This window comes from Nesterenkonia maliinae (assembly GCF_051262655.1).
Lineage (GTDB): Bacteria > Actinomycetota > Actinomycetes > Actinomycetales > Micrococcaceae > Nesterenkonia.
Map to the genome: position 1 here is coordinate 182,145 of NZ_JBIMEY010000004.1, position 16,547 is coordinate 198,691.

19 protein-coding genes are annotated in these 16,547 nt (G+C 69.7%); 11 read left to right on the top strand and 8 right to left on the bottom strand.

What is annotated here, in order from left to right:
* Nucleotides 1-3: 3 nt before the first annotated feature.
* From ACHAA4_RS09695 to ACHAA4_RS09710, 4 genes are read right to left on the bottom strand one after another with little or no spacing between them, the layout of a single operon-like run.
* Nucleotides 4-1,623, bottom strand: a complete 1,620-nt coding sequence (locus ACHAA4_RS09695; RefSeq protein ID WP_435773971.1) for an ATP-binding cassette domain-containing protein — start codon at nucleotides 1,621-1,623, stop codon at nucleotides 4-6.
* Entirely contained in the window at nucleotides 1,616-2,398 is a 783-nt protein-coding gene (locus ACHAA4_RS09700) for a CbiQ family ECF transporter T component (protein WP_435773972.1), read from the bottom strand. The genes ACHAA4_RS09695 and ACHAA4_RS09700 overlap by 8 nt, the downstream gene beginning before the upstream one ends.
* A complete protein-coding gene (locus ACHAA4_RS09705) occupies nucleotides 2,376-3,317 on the bottom strand; it encodes a histidine kinase (protein ID WP_435773973.1) in 942 nt (313 codons plus the stop codon). The genes ACHAA4_RS09700 and ACHAA4_RS09705 overlap by 23 nt, the downstream gene beginning before the upstream one ends.
* Nucleotides 3,304-4,386 carry a nucleoside hydrolase gene (locus tag ACHAA4_RS09710; protein WP_435773974.1) on the bottom strand — a complete coding sequence of 361 codons (1,083 nt, stop codon included), beginning with the start codon at nucleotides 4,384-4,386 and terminating at the stop codon, nucleotides 3,304-3,306. The genes ACHAA4_RS09705 and ACHAA4_RS09710 overlap by 14 nt, the downstream gene beginning before the upstream one ends.
* 75 nt (nucleotides 4,387-4,461) lie before the next feature.
* Here ACHAA4_RS09710 and ACHAA4_RS09715 point away from each other — a divergent pair, with 75 nt between their 5' ends.
* The 11 genes from ACHAA4_RS09715 to ACHAA4_RS09765 all read left to right on the top strand — a co-directional run bounded on the left by ACHAA4_RS09715 (nucleotide 4,462) and on the right by ACHAA4_RS09765 (nucleotide 13,611).
* On the top strand, nucleotides 4,462-4,773 hold the full coding sequence (locus ACHAA4_RS09715; RefSeq protein WP_435773975.1) for a hypothetical protein: 312 nt from the start codon (nucleotides 4,462-4,464) through the stop codon (nucleotides 4,771-4,773).
* A gap of 208 nt (nucleotides 4,774-4,981) precedes the next feature.
* Nucleotides 4,982-6,028, top strand: a complete 1,047-nt coding sequence (locus ACHAA4_RS09720) for an iron ABC transporter substrate-binding protein (protein ID WP_435773976.1) — start codon at nucleotides 4,982-4,984, stop codon at nucleotides 6,026-6,028.
* Nucleotides 6,029-6,097: 69 nt separating this feature from the next.
* A complete protein-coding gene (locus ACHAA4_RS09725) occupies nucleotides 6,098-7,633 on the top strand; it encodes an ABC transporter permease (protein WP_435773977.1) in 1,536 nt (511 codons plus the stop codon).
* A complete protein-coding gene (locus ACHAA4_RS09730) occupies nucleotides 7,630-8,841 on the top strand; it encodes an ABC transporter ATP-binding protein (RefSeq protein ID WP_435773978.1) in 1,212 nt (403 codons plus the stop codon). Before ACHAA4_RS09725 ends, ACHAA4_RS09730 begins: the two co-directional genes overlap by 4 nt.
* 75 nt (nucleotides 8,842-8,916) lie before the next feature.
* Nucleotides 8,917-10,941, top strand: coding sequence for a heavy metal translocating P-type ATPase (locus ACHAA4_RS09735; RefSeq protein ID WP_435773979.1), 2,025 nt, complete (start codon nucleotides 8,917-8,919; stop codon nucleotides 10,939-10,941).
* Nucleotides 10,942-11,058: 117 nt separating this feature from the next.
* Nucleotides 11,059-11,616, top strand: coding sequence for an Asp23/Gls24 family envelope stress response protein (locus tag ACHAA4_RS09740; protein WP_435773980.1), 558 nt, complete (start codon nucleotides 11,059-11,061; stop codon nucleotides 11,614-11,616).
* Between the two features lie 52 nt (nucleotides 11,617-11,668).
* Entirely contained in the window at nucleotides 11,669-11,851 is a 183-nt protein-coding gene (locus tag ACHAA4_RS09745; RefSeq protein ID WP_435773981.1) for a hypothetical protein, read from the top strand.
* Entirely contained in the window at nucleotides 11,848-12,213 is a 366-nt protein-coding gene (locus tag ACHAA4_RS09750) for an Asp23/Gls24 family envelope stress response protein (protein ID WP_435773982.1), read from the top strand. The genes ACHAA4_RS09745 and ACHAA4_RS09750 overlap by 4 nt, the downstream gene beginning before the upstream one ends.
* Nucleotides 12,210-12,752, top strand: coding sequence for a DUF6286 domain-containing protein (locus ACHAA4_RS09755; RefSeq protein ID WP_435773983.1), 543 nt, complete (start codon nucleotides 12,210-12,212; stop codon nucleotides 12,750-12,752). The genes ACHAA4_RS09750 and ACHAA4_RS09755 overlap by 4 nt, the downstream gene beginning before the upstream one ends.
* Entirely contained in the window at nucleotides 12,749-13,360 is a 612-nt protein-coding gene (gene amaP / locus ACHAA4_RS09760) for an alkaline shock response membrane anchor protein AmaP (protein ID WP_435773984.1), read from the top strand. Before ACHAA4_RS09755 ends, amaP begins: the two co-directional genes overlap by 4 nt.
* 56 nt (nucleotides 13,361-13,416) lie before the next feature.
* Nucleotides 13,417-13,611: a CsbD family protein gene (locus ACHAA4_RS09765; protein WP_435773985.1), complete on the top strand. Its 195-nt coding sequence runs from the start codon at nucleotides 13,417-13,419 to the stop codon at nucleotides 13,609-13,611.
* 133 nt (nucleotides 13,612-13,744) lie between these two features.
* On the opposite strand, the gene ACHAA4_RS09770 is transcribed toward ACHAA4_RS09765, so the two are convergent.
* The 4 genes from ACHAA4_RS09770 to ACHAA4_RS09785 are packed head-to-tail and all read right to left on the bottom strand — an operon-like array spanning nucleotide 13,745 to nucleotide 16,405.
* Entirely contained in the window at nucleotides 13,745-14,524 is a 780-nt protein-coding gene (locus tag ACHAA4_RS09770; RefSeq protein ID WP_435773986.1) for an ABC transporter permease, read from the bottom strand.
* A complete protein-coding gene (locus ACHAA4_RS09775) occupies nucleotides 14,521-15,453 on the bottom strand; it encodes an ABC transporter ATP-binding protein (protein ID WP_435773987.1) in 933 nt (310 codons plus the stop codon). The genes ACHAA4_RS09770 and ACHAA4_RS09775 overlap by 4 nt, the downstream gene beginning before the upstream one ends.
* Nucleotides 15,450-15,749 (bottom strand): transcriptional regulator, encoded by a 300-nt coding sequence (locus tag ACHAA4_RS09780; RefSeq protein ID WP_435773988.1) that lies wholly within the window; start codon nucleotides 15,747-15,749, stop codon nucleotides 15,450-15,452. The genes ACHAA4_RS09775 and ACHAA4_RS09780 overlap by 4 nt, the downstream gene beginning before the upstream one ends.
* Entirely contained in the window at nucleotides 15,746-16,405 is a 660-nt protein-coding gene (locus ACHAA4_RS09785) for a hypothetical protein (protein ID WP_435773989.1), read from the bottom strand. The genes ACHAA4_RS09780 and ACHAA4_RS09785 overlap by 4 nt, the downstream gene beginning before the upstream one ends.
* Between the last annotated feature and the right edge of the window lie 142 nt (nucleotides 16,406-16,547).

A 16,547-nucleotide genomic window follows, 5' to 3' on the forward strand; every position in this document is an offset into this window, starting at 1 on the left:
GCTCTAGGGCCGCTGTCCGCCCAGGCGCAGCTGATGATCGCTGATCTCCGCGGCCCAGCGCTGATCGTGGGTGGCCACGAGCACCGCACCCCCGGCGGAGGTGAACCCGCGGACCAGGGTGCTCAGCCGGTCCATACCCGCAGCATCGCGGCCCAGCGTCGGTTCATCGAGCAGCAGCACGGAGGGTTTCAGCAGCAGCGCCGTGGCGATCACGCAGTCCTTGCGCTGCGCGGGCACCAGGTCATAGGGATGTTCCTCGGCCTCCGCGCTGAGACCGGCGATCTCCATCACCTCCTGCACCTGGTGCTCTCGATGCGCCAGCGCGCGCGCACGATCCTCCCGGCGCAGCCGACGTCCCCCTGGGCTCAGCGGGACTGCACGGATCAGCTCCGCCCGCACCGTCGAGGCGGAGAGCTGATCCCCGGGATCCTGCCCCACCCACGCGATGTGGCTGGCCCGGCGATGTGCGGGCGCCGCGGCGAGCTCCGCCCCACCGGGCCCCGTGATCCGGGCCCCAGGTTCCGCGGGGAGAAGCCCCGCCAATGCGCTGAGCAGCGTGGACTTCCCCGACCCGTTGGCGCCGAGCAGCACGGTGACCTCGCCGGCATGCAGGTCGAGCGTGAGGTTCTCCAGCACTCGAGTGGTCCCCCGCTGCACGGAGAGCTTCCGCACGCTCAGCTGCGTCTCTCGGTCGCGGTGCGGGAGGCCGGCGGGGTGCTCGTCTTGCCGGGCCGGTGCGCGCCGGGCATCCCAGATCCCGTGCCGATCGAGCTGCGCGTCATCCAGCTGAAGCTCACCCCACGGCATCAGGTCCGGCTGCACCTCATCCACGTGGACCTGATCAGACTCTTCCGGGACGTCCTCCTCCGCTGGCAGCTCACCGGTCCCCGCAGCAGCGGCCGGCTGGCCCTGGTCGAGGAACAAGACCTGGCCACAGGCAGCGGTGAGGTCGTCGTGCTGATGTCCGGTGAGCAGCACCGCACCCCCGGCGTCGCGGAACGCGCGCAGGGACCGGGCCAGGCGCCGTCGTGCGCTGGCGTCAAGCGCCTGGGAGGGCTGATCCAGCACCAGCACGCCCGGGCGCAGGGTGAGCAGCCCGGCCAGAGCGGTGAGCTGGCGTTCCCCGCCGGAGAGCGTGGCGAGCGGGCGCTCGGCCAGACCGGCGATGCCCAGCGCCTGCAGGCTGGCCGCGGCGCGCTCCAGACAATCGGTGAGCGGCAGCCCGGAGAGTCGGCCGGGCAGTGCGGCCTCGTCCCGGACGGTCCGGGTTAAGCCGGTGATCTGGGCCTCCGGGTCATCGCCGAGCATTCCAACGCCGTGGTGGATGTGACCGGTGCCCGGATCACTGTCGTGACCGGGGCCGTCGTGGTCGGGCAGCTCACGCACCCCGCTGCTGTGTCCGTGTTCGCCCAGCAGCCCGGCGGCTGCGCGGGCCAGGGTGGAGGTTCCAGCGCCCTGCGGACCGAGCACTGCGACCGCCTCTCCGCTGTGCAACACCAGGTCAACGTCGTCCAGGGCAAGTGTTTCGGCGCCGCGGTACTGGAAGCTGAAGTCGGCCAGGCGCAGCAGGACCGGCGGCGGTGCTGTCGGGCGAGGCTCAGGCGACGGCGCGTGATCAGGCATCGTGGACTCCGAGCAGGTCGGTGGCAGTGGGCAGCGGGAGCAGCCCGGCCAGCGAGGCGCCCACGAGAAGACATGAGCCGAGGACGGCGCCCCAGCGCAGCACGGACTCACCGGCACCTGCGGGATAGAACCGGGCCGGGGTGGGGTGCGGCGTCAGGCCGAACCCGCGCTGGGTCAGGGCGTCATGGCGCTGATCCAGCTGAGTGATGGCGGTGACCAGCAGGCCGGTGAGCACCCCGGTGAGCAGTCGCAGCCGGACGCCCAGCCGGTCGGTGTCCCAGCCGCGGGCGGAGCGGGCGGCCAGGGCTGCCCGGATTCGGTGCTGGGCCAGCGGGATCAGGGTCATCGCGGCGGCGCACACATAGGCCAGGGACAGCGGCAGACGCAGGGTCAACAGGCCGTCGAAGGCCCGGGAGGGATCGGAGCCGAACGCGAACAGCGCGCACACCGCCACCATCGCGGCGACCCGGAGCCAGAGCTGGATCGCCAGCGCGAGGCCTTCCACGGTGACCGCGGCGGGCCCGAACTCGGCGAGGACCTGGGCCTGCTCCCCGGGATAGAAGAGTCCCTGGATGATCCCGACCATGACCAGCATGGGTCCGGCGAGCACCACCAGGGTCAGTGCCCAGCTGCGGAAGCGTACTCGTGGGGAGACCGCCGCCCCGACCACCGTGCTCAGAAGCACGGCGGCCGGGATCAGCGGGGAGGGGACTCCGTAGACGAGCAGCAGCGCGCAGCCGAGCAGGACCAGCTCAGTGGCTGGGTGCAGCCGCATGCGCAGGTTCCGCGGGTTTCCGGTTCCGACGCTTCACCCGGGAGTGCTCGGTGAAGGGGAATCGGCTGCGCAGCCGGTTCGGCAGCGCGGCAAGCACCAGGAAGGCCAGCGCGAAGATGATGGCCTTGTCGGCGATGTCGCTTCCCAGCCCCTGGATGGTTGCGGCGCCGAGCATGGATGCGCCGGCGCCCTGCAGGGCGGCCACGATGCTGCCGGTGCCCACGCCGAGTCCACCGCCGTAGATGAAGGCGGCCACGGGGGTGGCGATCAGACCGGTGGGGATCCCGGCCACGGCGCCGGCGATGACGGCCCACCAGATGCGGCGGAAGCCGCCGATCCGGGCGACCCAGCCGGCGGCGGCACCGATGAAGGCGGAGCCGGCGGTGAAGGCGATGACGGTCGGGTTGATCGTCACGCCCCAGATGACGTTGGTGAGGATTCCGGTGAGCGCGCCGGCGGCGGGGCCGGCGACGACACCGATGATCACGGTGCCCAGGGAGTCCAGGTACAGCGGGATCGCGGTCATGGTGCCCACGATCTGTCCGGTGGCGATGTTCAGCGCGATCATCACCGGCATCAGGGCGAGCACGCTGCGCGGGATCCGCGGGAGCGTGCCGGCGGCGATGAGCACGGCGCCGAGCAGGTATCCGACCATCACCCCGAGCGTGGTGTTGCCCAGGTCAGCGCCGAGGGTGGCGGGCTGGGAGGTCAACACCCAGAGGTAGGTGCCGAGAATGACGGCGGCCCCGGCGGTGAGCGCCAGGATGGACCACAGCGGGGGAGCGGGCCGGACGTAGTTGCCGGCGCGGTCTCTCCCAGGCGCTGGTGAGGTGCGGGTTTCAGTTCGGGTCTTCGGGGTTTCTCCGGGATCCGCCGCAGTGACGGACCCCTGCCCAGAGTGCGGGTCAGTGTGAGCCATGATGTTGTGGTCCTCTTCTCAGGGTGATGGTCAGGTGATCCAGGAACGCTTCGGCGTCCAGGCTTCGGATGATCTCCGCATTGGGTGCGCGGTCCCAGCGGCCGAGCCAGTCGGCCACGGTCTCGCCACGGGTCAGCGTGCCGATGAGTTCGACGTCGACCGCCGCCTTCTCGGTCGTGAGCGCCCAGGGAATTATCCCGTCTGCCGCTCGCACAGACGAATCCCGCTCAGGGGCTTCCGCCGGGGAGGAGCTTTCGTCGGGATCCCGGATCTGTTGGCGCGCCCAGACCACGGCGGCGGCGGTGACATAGGGGTCGTGGACATGGGCGAGATAGCCGTGGCCGTCGGCCGCGTGGAACTCGAAGTAGAACCGCAGCGCCTCCGCGAGCTGGGCCAGCCACGCCGACCACGGCTCCGCGCGGGGGCGATCAAGGATCTGCTGCAGCCGCTCCGGAGTCAGCGCCACCGCCTCCGTGGCCTCGATGGGTCCGATCACCGGCAGGTGGCTCGATTCCCCGAAGGCATCAAGCACGGACTTGGTGGCTTCGGGGTCATAGCTGACGTTCCACTCGGTGGTGGGCCGGGTGTTGCCCCGATAGTTGAAGGCCCCGCCCATGATGAAGAGCCGCTTCAGCAGCGTCGGAAGCCGAGGCTCCAGCTGCAGCGCCAGGGCGAGGTTGGTGGCCGGTCCGGTGAGCACGCCGATCAGCTCACCCGGATGGGCATGGGCGGCCCGCACCCAGGCCTGCGCAGCGGGAAGCTCATCGGCGGTGAAATCGCCAGAGGGCAGCTGGGCATAACCGGCCCCGGTGTCCCCGTGGGTCTCTGCGGCGTATTCGGACACCCCGGCCAGCGGGTGCTCTGCTCCGGCGTGGACGCTGAGGTTGGTGCGTCCGGCCAGCTGCAGCCAACCCAGGGTGTTCGCCAGCACCTGGGCGGTGGAGACGTTGCCGCCGCTGGCAGCGATGCCGGTGATCTCGACGTCGTCCTGGCAGAACAGCCAGCCCAGCGCGAGCGCATCGTCGATGCCCGGGTCACAGTCGAGGAAGAGAGGGATCACCCGTCCCATTGTGCCGGTTTCTGCTGAACAGCCCTTGACGAGGGCAGTTGATCTGTCCCTAGGGTGGAACAAGAGGTGAATGATGTGACGGATTCAGTCCGGACGAACGAAGACGCGGAGGCCGTTCAGCCATGGCCCCGATGGTCCAGGTGGTTGCTGGGCGACTTCGAGAAGCTGAGCGTGACCTTCTGCGTCTGCATCAGTGCGGTATTTCTCTTCAACGGAGCGATGGCCACCTGGCGGTTCTTCACGGAGCCGGGCGACGGCTGGCTCCACACCAGCCAGGCGCTCGGGCCATTGCTGATCGCAGGAGGCCTCTTCTACCTCTGGGTCGGACTGCGACTGCGCCGGATCAGGGCTCGGGCTGATCAGCCCACCTCGCCTGCACGGCGCTGAATAGGTCACTGCCTGAGCTTCGCGCTGACTTCGCCTGTGCCACGGCCGGCAGGTGATCTTCCGCGATGTTCGCCCGGGGACCGCCGCTACACATAGAGCCTTATTCAATTAAGGCACACCGGCCTTACGTATCTTAGGGTAGCCTTGGATCAGATCAGTCAGGCCCCGCATCGGCGGGCCTCCGATGCAAGAAGAAGGAACATCACCTATGCGCAGAACTTCCCTGGCGGTCACTCTGGGCGCGATCGTCGCGCTGACCGCGACCTCCTGCGGCGACACCACCGAGCCGGAGTCGAACGGCGAGGAGACCACCGCCGAGGCGCAGAGCCTGGTGCTCTACTCAGGTCGCAATGAAGAGCTGATCCAGCCGCTGATCGACACCTTCTCTGAGGAGACCGGCATCGAGGTCGATGTCCGGTACGGCGACACCGCCGAGCTGGCCGCCCAGCTGCTGGAAGAGGGAGAGGGCTCACCGGCCGACGTCTTCCTCGCCCAGGACGCCGGAGCACTCGGAGCCGTGGCCGAGGAGGGCCTCTTCGCTGAGCTCGACGCCGAGCTCCTCGAGCAGGTGCCTGAGGCCTACCGCGACGCCGAGGACCAGTGGGTGGGCCTCTCCGGACGTGTCCGCACCCTGATCTACAACACCGACACCGTCGATGAGGCTGACCTGCCCGAGAGTGTGGATGAGCTGACCCAGTCCGAGTACGCCGGACGTGTCGGCGTCGCCCCCACCAACGCGTCCTTCCAGTCCTTCGTCACCGCGCACCGCGAGGTCCAGGGCGAGGAAGAGACTCAGACCTTCCTCGACGACCTCGCCGCGAACGACCCGCAGATCCGTGAGGGCAACGGGGAGATCGTCACCGACGTCGCCGACGGCGTGATCGACATGGGCCTGGTGAACCACTACTACCTCTACAGCCGCGCCAACGAGCTCGGCGAGGAGCCCTCCGAGCTGAACGTGGCGAACCATCTCTTCAGCAACGGCGACGTCGGATCCCTGGTCAACGTGGCCGGCATCGGCGTGCTGAACTCCGAGAACGAGGCCACCGCCGCTCTGGCGGAGTTCATGCTCAGCAGCGAGGGTCAGACCTACTTCGCTGAAGAGACCGCCGAGTACCCGATGATCGAGGGTGTCGACGGTCCCGAGGGCATGCCGAGCCTCGAGGAGCTCGACGCCCCCGACATCGACCTGAACCAGCTCGAAGACCTGGAGACCTCCGTGGAGATCATCGTCGAATCGGGTCTGGTGGGCTGACCCATCTCCCCGCAGCTCCAAGCTCCAGCGCGCACCGCCGCACGCTCCGTCTCCGCAGGGAACGGACGCGTGGCGGTGCCGCTGTGGCTTCGAGCAGCTGCGGTCATCGCCACACTGGTGGCGCTGCTGCCGCTGTTCTACCTGCTGATCCGGCTGGCCCAGTTCCCGCTCCCGGACTTCCTGGACACGGTGTTCAGCGCGCGCAGCGCCCGACTGGCCTACACCTCGCTGACGCTCACCGGCACGGTCACCGTGCTCTGCCTGGTCCTCGGCGTGGGCCTCGCGTTCCTGGTCACCCGCACCCAGCTCCCCGGACGGCTGATCCTCGGCGTCGCCGCGGCGCTGCCCCTGGCGGTCCCCAGCTACGTCGCGGCCTTCGGCTGGCAGTCGATGAACGCCCTGGTGAACCCGGGCACCAGCTTCGAGGGCTTCCTCGCCGCCGCGATCGTGATCACCTCGGTGACCTACCCCTATATCTATCTCCCGGTGGTCGCCGCGCTGGTCTCCGTGGACCCCGCCCAGGAGGAGGCCGCCCGCGCGCTGGGCCGCGGCCCCGTCGACACCTTCTTCACGGTCACCGTCCGGCAGGCCGCCCCCGCGATCACTGCAGGCACCCTGCTCTGCGCCATCTACGTCATCGCGGACTTCGGCGCCGTCTCGATCCTGCGCGTGGACACCTTCACCCGGGCGGTGTTCACCAGCTTCTCCATGGGCTTCGACCGGCTCGGCGGGGTCGCGCTGTCCTCGGTGCTGCTGGTCTTCACGCTCTGCCTGCTGATCCTCGAAGGTCGGGTGCGCCGCACCGGCACCCGTTACTCCACGATGTCCGGCGAGGGACGCGCCCGCCCGGCCCGCTTCCGCATGGGCCGCTGGACCTTCCCGGTCCTCGCGCTGGCCTGGACCCCGGTGCTCATCGCGCTGCTGGTCCCGCTCTCGGCGCTGCTGGTCTGGAGTCTGCGCGGGGTCTCCCGGCCGGGCTCCTGGGCCGAGATCGGCTCTGCTCTGCTGAGCTCGCTGTGGGCAGCCGGCCTCGCAGCGCTGGCCACCACCGCGATCGCGATCCCGCTGGCCCTGTGGCTGGCGCGCCGCCCCTCCCGGCTCGCCCGGCTGCTGGAGCGCACCGCCTACCTGGCGCACTCGCTGCCCGGCGTGGTCATCGGACTCTCGGTGGTGATGCTTGGGATCGCGGTGCTCCCGGCGCTGTATCAGACCATGTGGATGCTGACTCTGGCCTACTGTGCGCTGATGCTGCCGCTGGCCCTGGGTCCGGTGCTGGCCTCTGCGCTCTCGGCGCCCCCGGAGCTCGAAGAGGCCGCCCAGTCCCTGGGCAGCAGCCCCGGCATGGGCTACCTTCGCGTGACGCTGCCGCTGATGCTGCCCGGAATCCTCTCCGGCGCACTGCTGGTGCTGCTGACCACGATCAAGGAGCTCCCGGCCACGCTGATGCTGCGCCCCACCGGCTTCGACACCCTGGCCACCCGGCTGTGGACCTACACCGGCGGGGAGTCCTATGCCGCCGCCGCCCCCTTCGCCGCTCTGCTCGTGCTCGTCGCGGCGATCCCGGCCTGGATGATGATTTCGCGACTGCTCAAGGAGGTCCGATGACCGTAACCACACTGCGCCCCGTGGACGCTGACACCACTCACCCCGACACCACGATGCTCCAGGTCTCAGGGATCGAGGTGCGTTTCGGCGACCAGCCGGTCCTGCACGACATCGACCTGCGCGTCCCAGCAGGGACGACGACGGCGATCGTCGGGCCCTCCGGCTCGGGCAAGACCTCGCTGCTGCGGGTCATCGCGGGATTCCTGGCGCCCGCACACGGGGAGGTCCGGCTCCACGGCGCCGACGTGACCGCAGTGCCGGCGCATCGGCGCAGCATCGGCCTGGTCGCCCAGGACGGAGCGCTGTTCCCACACCTCGACGTCGCCGGCAACATCGCCTTCGGACTCCCGCGCGGCACCCCCCGGCGCGAACGGCACCGCAGGGTCGCGGAGCTGCTCGAGCTGGTCAGCCTGACCGGTGACCACGCCGCTCGCCGGCCGGACCAGCTCTCCGGCGGGCAGCGCCAGCGCGTCGCACTGGCCCGGGCGCTGGCCCGGCAGCCCGAGATGATCCTGCTCGACGAGCCGTTCTCCGCCCTCGATGCGGGGCTGCGCGAAAGCACCCGCCAGGCGATCCGCGACATCCTCCGGGTCACCGGGACCACCACGATCCTGGTCACCCACGACCAGGACGAGGCGCTGTCCTTCGCCGATCAGGTGGCGGTGCTCAAGGACGGGAGGCTGCGCCAGATCGGTGCGCCCGAAGAGGTCTACACCCGGCCCTGCGACGTGGAGACCGCCCAGTTCCTCGGCGACGCCGTGCTGCTGCCCGGCCAGCTCGCTGACCAGCTGACCGACTCGACATGGGCCTCTGCCACGACCCTGGGCAGCGTGAACGTGGAGCTGGTCTGCCCGAACCTGGCCAGCGCCCACCGGACGGTCAGTGGTGCAGCGGGTCAGGTGATGCTGCGCCCCGAGCAGATCACGCTCAGCGACCACGGCGTCGCCGGAACCGTGCTCAGCTCGCAGTACTTCGGCCATGACACCACCGCGCTGGTCCAGCTTGACGGCGTCGAATCACCCCTGCGGCTGCGTCAGCTCAACGCGGTGCCCCTGACCCCGGGTACCCAGGTCCACCTCACCGTCCAGGGGGTGGGAGTCTTCTATCCGGCCTTCACCGATTGCCAGTCCTGCTCGGCGGGGCCCGCCGCGATGAGCATCACCTCCCGCCCTGCAGGGGGCTCGCCGCTGGGAGCTGGCACCGATTAGTTCCTGAGCGCTGGCCGTAATCGAGCCAGCGACGCCTTTCTATACAGCCGGTGGATTCCGGCGTATCAATGAGGCATGCGGAAGACCGTCCTGGGCATGGCGCGCTACCCGCTGGTCATCGCCACCGTGGCCATCGGAATCCTCGGCGGCGCCCTTGAGCTCAGCGGTCAGGGTCTGGCCGCGCATTGGGTGATCTCCGGCTTCGCCGTGCTCATCGCCCTGCTCCAGGCCCGCCGGATGGTCAAGGATCTCCGCGCCGGCACCTACGGCATCGACCTGCTGGCGATCACCGCGATCGGTTCCACCGTGGCGGTGGGGGAGTACTGGGCCGCCCTGGTGGTCTGCCTGATGCTCTCCGGCGGCGAAGCCCTGGAAGACTACGCCGCAGGCCGGGCCCGCCGCGAGCTGACCGGGCTGCTGGAGAACGCCCCGCACACCGCGCACCGACGCACCGCCGAGAGTGGACCCGTGGACGTCCCGGTGGAGCAGGTCAACGTCGGTGACCGACTGCTCGTGCGGCCCTTCGAGGTGGTGCCGGTGGACGCCGTGCTGACCTCCGCGGCGGCCACCTTCGACGAATCCTCGCTGACCGGCGAGTCCCTTCCCGTGGAGCGCACCCATGGAGAGGAGCTGCTCTCCGGGGCGGTCAACGGCGGTGAGGCCATCGAGGTCCGCGCCACCGCGAATGCCGCGGAATCCCAGTACCAGCGGATCATCGCACTGGTCCGCAAGGCCCAGGAGTCCAAAGCTCCCTTCGTCCGGCTCGCCGACCGGGTCGCGATCCCGTTCACCCTCGGCGCGCTCGGACTCGCCGCCGGAGCCTGGGCCCTCTCCGGAGACCCCTCCCGGGCGGCCGAGGTGCTCGTCGTGGCGACCCCCTGCCCGCTGATCATCGCGGCACCTGTGGCGTTCATGGCCGGGATGTCCCGAGCGGCCAGCAACGGCATCATCGTCAAGAGCAGCGGCACGCTGGAGCAGCTCGCCCGAGTCCGCACCGCGGCCTTCGACAAGACCGGAACCCTGACCCACAGCACGCCCCAGGTCACCCAGGTCCACACCGTCGGGATCGACGAGGGGACCGACAGGGTGATCGACGCGGACCGGATGCTCACCCTCGCCGCAGCTCTCGAGCAGTACTCCTCACATCCGCTGGCCGCCGCGGTGGTCAAGGCCGCCAGCGCCCCGGCCGACGGCGTGCCGAGCGCCCAGGAGGTGACCGAGGTGCCGGCCAACGGAGTCCGCGGAAGGGTGGCGGGCCGCGCCGTCGCCGTCGGCAGCGCGCGATTCATCGCCCGGGAGAGCTCCACGGCTCCGGCGACGCCGCCGGCGGGTCACAGCGGCGTCCATGTCGCGGTGGACGGTGTCTACGCGGGCTATATCGCGCTGGCCGATGAGCTGCGTCTCGAGACCCGCGCCACGATGGCCTCGCTGCACCGGGCCGGGGTCAGCACCACGATGATGCTCACCGGCGACGGCGCGCACGTCGCCCACCACATCGCGCAGCAGGCAGGCATCGACGACGTCCGCGCGGACCTGCTCCCGCAGGACAAGGTCACCGCGGTGCAGGCTGCCCGGCCGCGCCCGGTGATGATGGTCGGCGACGGCGTCAACGACGCCCCGGTGCTCGCAGTTGCCGATGTCGGGATCGCTATGGGGGCGCGCGGCTCCAGCGCCGCGAGCGAGTCCGCCGATGTCGTGATCACCGTCGATGACCTGGCCAGATCCGCGCGCGCCGTCCATATCGGGCGGCGCACCATGCGGATCGCCTGGCAGGCGATCTGGATCGGCGTCGGCATGTCCGTGCTTCTGATGCTCATCGCCGCGGCGGGGCTGCTTCCTGCCATCGTCGGGGCGTGGCTGCAGGAGGTCGTCGACCTCGCCTGCATCCTCTGGGCGCTGCTGGCGATGCGCCCGAGCCGCACCGAGCGCAGAGAATCCACGCGCATGATCCAGGAGCTGCAGAGCGCACGCGGCAAGGTGCCCAGCCCCGCGACGGGCGACCCAGCGGGAGGCCCCGTGAGCGGCCCGGTGAGCGGCCCGGCGGGCGGTCCGCTGCGCGGCTCGGGGAGCCGCTCCGGAAGCGGTCAGAAAAAATCTTAAGAATCTGCGTGAGGATCCTCGAGCCAGCGCGTCTTAGCTTATGTCTGGCCAACTCGGTCAGCGTATCTGCACTGCATAGAGCGCTCCTGAGCGCTCAGCGATCTGAAGGAGAGCGCAATGACTGAGAACAACTCCGCCGCCCAGAAGCCCGGCCAGGGCAACGCCGCGTCGGGCTCCGGACGTCAGAACCCAGCGTCTGCGGATCTCGCGGCCCGCAACGGCAACGATCACAGCGCGGAGCTGACCCGCAAGCAGGCCGCGGCCGCCGCGAACAGCCCGCTGGTCATCGAGTACGGCGCCACCACCGTGGAAGAGACCGTGGTCCAGAAGCTCTCCGGCATCGCCGCCCGCGAGGTCCCCGGCGTCTACGCGATGGGCAACATCGCCCGTCGCACCTTCGACGCGATCTCCGAGCGGATCCCCGGCTCGCGCACCCAGGTCAGCGGCGGCGTCTCCGTGGAGAAGGGTGACCGTCAGACGGCCATCGACCTCACCGTGATCGTCGAGTACGGCGCCTCCATCGTGGAGGTCGCCGAGAACATCCGCCGCAACGTGATCCGCGCCGTCGAGCACGGCACCGGGCTGGAGGTCGTGGAGGTCAACATCAGCGTCGCCGATGTGCACCTGCCCGAAGACGACGAGCAGCCCCGGGAATCCGGCCACGAGCTGACCTGAGGCCCCGATCTACGTCTGGACGTCCGCGTCCATCGAGTGAAAGAGAAAGCTCATGAAAGCATCGTATGTAGGACTGTTCACCGGCCTGATCCTGGGCATCGTCGCCATCCTGGAAGGCTTCCTGGCGTTCCTCGGCGTCGCCTTCCTCGGAGGTCTGGGCCTCTTCGTGGGCCTCGTCATCGAAGGTCAGGTGGACCTGAATCGGCTGAGCGGCGCAGAACGGTCACGGCGATGAGTGCGGCAGCTGACACCCGTGGACGACTGATCGTCAAGGACGCCGCAGTCCAGAAGACCGCCGCGCACATCGCCGGTCAGCTGAACTCGGTCTCCGCCACCGAGCGGATGACATTCGCCGGGATCGGCCTCGGGTCGACCCCGCGGGCACGGCCCAAGACCGACGTCGAGATCACCGGCGGGGTCGCCAACATCACCGTGCACCTGGCGCTGCCCTATCCCGCTCCGCTGGAGAAGCTCACCGACGACGCGCGCCGCCACATCGGCGACGAGGTGACGCGACTGACCGGCGTCAGCGTGGGCTGGGTGGACGTGCGCATCGACCAGCTGCTGGTGGGCACCGGGGAAAGGACGCTGCAATGAGCAACCCCAAGATTCGACGACGCCCGGACCGGCGCATCCCGGCGCTGGTCGTGGCCAGCGCCATCGTGCTCCTCGGAGCACTGGGCCTGTGGTGGTCGATCACCGCGATCGCCGCGGGTCAGACCCTCGCCGGACTGGACGGCCTGGAAGGCCTCACCTGGGGTGCGCCACTCCTGGTGGCAGCCGGCATCCTGGCCGCTCTGATCGGGATGATCCTGCTGGTGCTCGCCGTGAAGCCCGGCCGGGCCTCCGTGGTCGAGATGAACCTCGACGAGTTCGGTGCCACCCGCACCACGGTGATCACCACTCGCGGGCTCGGGCGGATCGCCGCCGCCGAGGCCGATCGGACCGACGGCACCGTCTCCTCCCGAGCAGACGCCAGGCCCGGCCGGGTCCAGGTCGGCGTCGGCACGGTGGCCCCCAGCGGGCGCGAGGTAGAACAGGTGCTCTCGGGTCGGATCCAGGAGCGATACGACGCTCTGGGTCTGCGCCGCAGCCCCCGGGTCGCGGTGCGCACGACGAAGAAGGAGAAGCGATGATCGCCGTATCGAAGGCCCCGAACCGGGCCATCCTGTTCCTGCTGGGCCTGGTGCTGCTGCTGGTCGGCGGCGCCGTGGTCGCAGCGGCCATGGGCCTGCTGAACCAGCTCTCAGGTCAGTGGCAGCAGGCGCCCCAGCCCGGAGACTCTCTCGGCACGGCAGACGCACTGCCCGCCTGGCTCCCAGGTGCGGTGCTGGCCGCCAGCGCCGTCCTGGTGGTTCTGGGTCTGTGGTGGATCATCACGGCAGTCCCGCGGACGGATCGGGCCGGAGAGTTCCAGCTCCACGCCGACGGACGCGACGGGGTGACCAGGCTCAACACCACGGTGCTGCAGCGCGCGATCGGTGAGTCCGCCGAGGCGGTCCCCGGCGTGGTGTCCAGCACCGTGCGGCTCGAAGGCACCGCGAAAGCTCCCGGGCTGCTGATGAAGGTCGAGATCGACGAGCGCAGCAACATCCGCGACTCGGTCGAGCGGCTCCACCGCCAGACCTGCGCCGAGGTCGAACAGTCCCTGCAGGCCCCGCTGAGCGGAGTGCGGCTCATCATCGATCCGGTGCGCCACTCCAGCAGGTCCCAGGATGCGGAAGTCGAGCTGGCCGGAAGCTGAAGACCACAAGAGTGGATCGTGAACAAGAGCTGAATGAATCGAAAGGAACCTGAATCATGAGTGTTGGAGACAAGATCAGCAACGCAGCAGAGAAGGCCGTCGGCGCCGTGAAGGAGACCGTGGGCAAGGCCACCGGTGACCGTGAGACCCAGGCTGATGGCGCCGCCCAGAAGAACAAGGCCGAAAAGAAGCAGGCCGGCGAGAAGGCCAAGGACGCCGCAAAGGATGTCCGGGACGGCTTCACCCGGTGACCCACTGATGGGCGTCCACCGGTGAGCACCGATGGACGCCGGTCACCACAGACGAGGGCCCGGGAGTGATCTCCCGGGCCCTCGTCCTGCCTGTGCGCCGGCACCCGTCCGCGCAGCTCAGCCGTTCGCCGGCTCAGCGGAACCGTCTGCCCTCATCCCGGCGATAGGCCCAGACGGTCAGCGCGGCGAACAGCAGCGTCCAGCCGAGGAGCACCGGGAGCGCCGCCGCTCCGGCAGGCTCTCCGGTGAGCACCTGGGCCAGCAGGTCGCGACCTGCGCGCGAGGGCAGTCCCTGACTCAGGGCATCGAGCCAGCCGGGGAACATCTGCGGGGGCAGGAACAGTCCGCCGGCGAAGGCCAGCGGAAACAGGGTCAGCTGGACGACGGCGAGGGCCGCCTTCGACGGCAGCGAGTACCCGATGGCCAGCCCGAGCAGCGTGAAGGGCACCGAAAGTGCCAGGATGACCAGAAACCCGAGGCAGAAGCGCCACCACGGCAGGCTGGCCTCGGTGAACAGCGCCCCGATCAGCACCACCGGCACCAGCGCCGCCGCGGTCCAGACCAGGCCGTTGCCGACCCGGCCGGCGGTGCGCGGCGCCGCCGCCGCCGGCAGCGTGCGCTGATAGGCGTCGAAGGGCAGAGCCCGATCTTCGGCGACGCCGGTGCCGTGGGTGAACAGCGCGGTGGACATCACCGCGAAGAGCGCGAGCTGCGCGACCGCGATGGTCGCCAGGGTGGGGTCTCCCGCCACTTCGCTGTTGGGCACGACGAAGAACAGCAGCGCGATCGCCGGGAAGAAGAAGTTGCCGATGACTGCGATCGGGATGCGGATCGTCTCCAGCAGCTGGACCCGCGCGTGCAGCAGCGCGAGCCGCAGGAAGGGTCGGGTGTCCTGACGGACGGCGGTGCTCATGAGGAGACTCCGGAGGGCTGAGTTGAACCAAGGTTCGCACGGGTGAGGGTGAGGAAGGCGTCCTCGAGGGAGGCGCCGCGGACCTCCAGGCCCGCGAAGGGGATCCGGGCGTGGACCAGTGCCCGGACCGTGGCGTCGGCGTCGCGGGTGACCAGGGTGCTGAGATCCCCGTGCTCCACGCTGAGCACTCCGTCCAGACGCTCCAGGGCCGCCGCGGCTGAGGGGTCAGCGCGATCCAGGCGCAGCCGCACTTGCCGGACGTCCACCTTGGCCAGCACGGACTCGAGATTCTCGTCGGCGAGCACGCGGCCCGAATCGATCACGATCACCCGCTCCGCGAGGGCTTGGATCTCTTCGAGGTAGTGGCTGGTGACCACGAGGCAGGCGCCGCTGTCGTGGTACTCGCGCACCGCGTCCCAGAGCACGTGGCGGGCGTCCACGTCGAGGCCAGTGGTGGGTTCATCGAGCAGGACCAGTCGGGGGCGGCCCACCAGGGACAGCGCCACCGCGAGCCGGCGCTTCTGCCCGCCGGAGAGCCCACCGATCTGGCGCCGTTGAAGATCTGCGATCCCGAACCGGCCGAGGACCTCGCTGCGCGGCATCGGATCCGGATAGTGCCCGGCGACGAAGTCGACGATCTCGCGGACCCGCAGCGTCGCCGGCAGCCCGGTCTCCTGCGGGGTGGTCCCGAGCTGGACCCTGGCTCGCGGCAGTCGCGGATCCTCGCCGAAGAGCTCCACGGTCCCGGCGGTGGGGCGGCGGATCCCGGAGATCAGCTGCAGCAGGGTGGACTTGCCTGCCCCGTTGGGGCCGAGCATGCCGACCAGCTCGCCGGGCTGCAGGTCCAGGGTCACATCCTCGAGTGCCGTGACCGAGCCGAACCGGCGGGTGACGCCACGCAGGGATGCGGCTGCCGTGGACTGTTTCATGATGGTCCCATCTCCAGGATCTTGCGCATATGCCGCGTGTAATCATCCAGCGCCATCCGCCCGGTCGGGCTGAGCGAGAGGTAGGTGACCGGGGAGCGGCGCTCGTGGGTCTTGGTGACGTCCACGTAGCCGGCGTTGTCCAGCTTGAGCACGTGGGTCGAGAGGTTCCCCGCGGTCATCTCCAGCTCCTTCTGCAGCCGGGGGAACGTCACGGAGTCCCCGCTGGGCAGCTGGGCCAGGGCGGCCATGATCTGCAGCCGCGCCGGCGCGTGGATCACGGGATCCAGGGAGCTCATGCGGTCTTCGCCGTTGGACGCGACCGGTACAGGTGGAGGCCCAGGGCGACGGCGAACATGCCGCCGCCGCCGGCGAGGCCCATCACCGCATAGGCAGTGGGAAGGTCGAAGAACAGCGCCACCAGCAGCACCAGGATGATCCAGGCGCCGAGGAGGAACTGGGGGATCGAACGGAAGATCGCGGCGCCGGTCATGTAGAGGATCCCTACGACCAGCACCGGCAGGGCGAAGGAGACGTGGGAGATGATCACCGGGTCGAGGTCGGCGCGTGCCACGTGGGAGCTGATCACGAACACGGCCAGGAAGCTCACCACCCAGGACCACCCATAGATCGCGCCGCTGACCGCGCTGGGACCTCTGATGCCGGTGGTCCGCTGGGTCAGGTGCACGCCGCTGAAGACGCCGGCCCCGACCAGCAGGGCCGCAAAGACGAGGAAGGCCCAGGTGGGCGGGGCGGTGAACGGGTCAGCGGACAGCCACAGGAGGACATAGCCGAGCGTCCAGCTCAGCCCCCAGGCGGCATAGAGCTGACGGTCATCGGGCTGCAGGCGCTCGCGGACCCGCGCCGCGCTCTCATCGAGGATCCGCAGGCTCTCCGAGGCGTCGAACGCCTCCGAGGGAGGAAAAGCATCGCGGGACTCCGGTGTCCGTGCCATGGTGCTCCAATGATCGGTGAGGTTTGCAATGCAAAGTACTTTGCCACACTGGTCTTGGAGACTGCAATGGTTGGTCGTGCGGATTTTTCAGACGGTCAGGAGAGCGGGGCGCGGGTCAGGCGGACACCGGGCAGCGATGACT

Coding starts and splice junctions, on each gene's coding strand:
- ACHAA4_RS09695 (WP_435773971.1), bottom strand. CDS start 1,623: ATGCCTGATCACGCGCCGTCGCCTGAGCCTCGCCCGACAGCACCGCCG.
- ACHAA4_RS09700 (WP_435773972.1), bottom strand. CDS start 2,398: ATGCGGCTGCACCCAGCCACTGAGCTGGTCCTGCTCGGCTGCGCGCTG.
- ACHAA4_RS09705 (WP_435773973.1), bottom strand. CDS start 3,317: ATGGCTCACACTGACCCGCACTCTGGGCAGGGGTCCGTCACTGCGGCG.
- ACHAA4_RS09710 (WP_435773974.1), bottom strand. CDS start 4,386: ATGGGACGGGTGATCCCTCTCTTCCTCGACTGTGACCCGGGCATCGAC.
- ACHAA4_RS09720 (WP_435773976.1), top strand. CDS start 4,982: ATGCGCAGAACTTCCCTGGCGGTCACTCTGGGCGCGATCGTCGCGCTG.
- ACHAA4_RS09730 (WP_435773978.1), top strand. CDS start 7,630: ATGACCGTAACCACACTGCGCCCCGTGGACGCTGACACCACTCACCCC.
- ACHAA4_RS09735 (WP_435773979.1), top strand. CDS start 8,917: ATGCGGAAGACCGTCCTGGGCATGGCGCGCTACCCGCTGGTCATCGCC.
- ACHAA4_RS09740 (WP_435773980.1), top strand. CDS start 11,059: ATGACTGAGAACAACTCCGCCGCCCAGAAGCCCGGCCAGGGCAACGCC.
- ACHAA4_RS09745 (WP_435773981.1), top strand. CDS start 11,669: ATGAAAGCATCGTATGTAGGACTGTTCACCGGCCTGATCCTGGGCATC.
- ACHAA4_RS09750 (WP_435773982.1), top strand. CDS start 11,848: ATGAGTGCGGCAGCTGACACCCGTGGACGACTGATCGTCAAGGACGCC.
- ACHAA4_RS09755 (WP_435773983.1), top strand. CDS start 12,210: ATGAGCAACCCCAAGATTCGACGACGCCCGGACCGGCGCATCCCGGCG.
- amaP (WP_435773984.1), top strand. CDS start 12,749: ATGATCGCCGTATCGAAGGCCCCGAACCGGGCCATCCTGTTCCTGCTG.
- ACHAA4_RS09765 (WP_435773985.1), top strand. CDS start 13,417: ATGAGTGTTGGAGACAAGATCAGCAACGCAGCAGAGAAGGCCGTCGGC.
- ACHAA4_RS09770 (WP_435773986.1), bottom strand. CDS start 14,524: ATGAGCACCGCCGTCCGTCAGGACACCCGACCCTTCCTGCGGCTCGCG.
- ACHAA4_RS09775 (WP_435773987.1), bottom strand. CDS start 15,453: ATGAAACAGTCCACGGCAGCCGCATCCCTGCGTGGCGTCACCCGCCGG.
- ACHAA4_RS09780 (WP_435773988.1), bottom strand. CDS start 15,749: ATGAGCTCCCTGGATCCCGTGATCCACGCGCCGGCGCGGCTGCAGATC.
- ACHAA4_RS09785 (WP_435773989.1), bottom strand. CDS start 16,405: ATGGCACGGACACCGGAGTCCCGCGATGCTTTTCCTCCCTCGGAGGCG.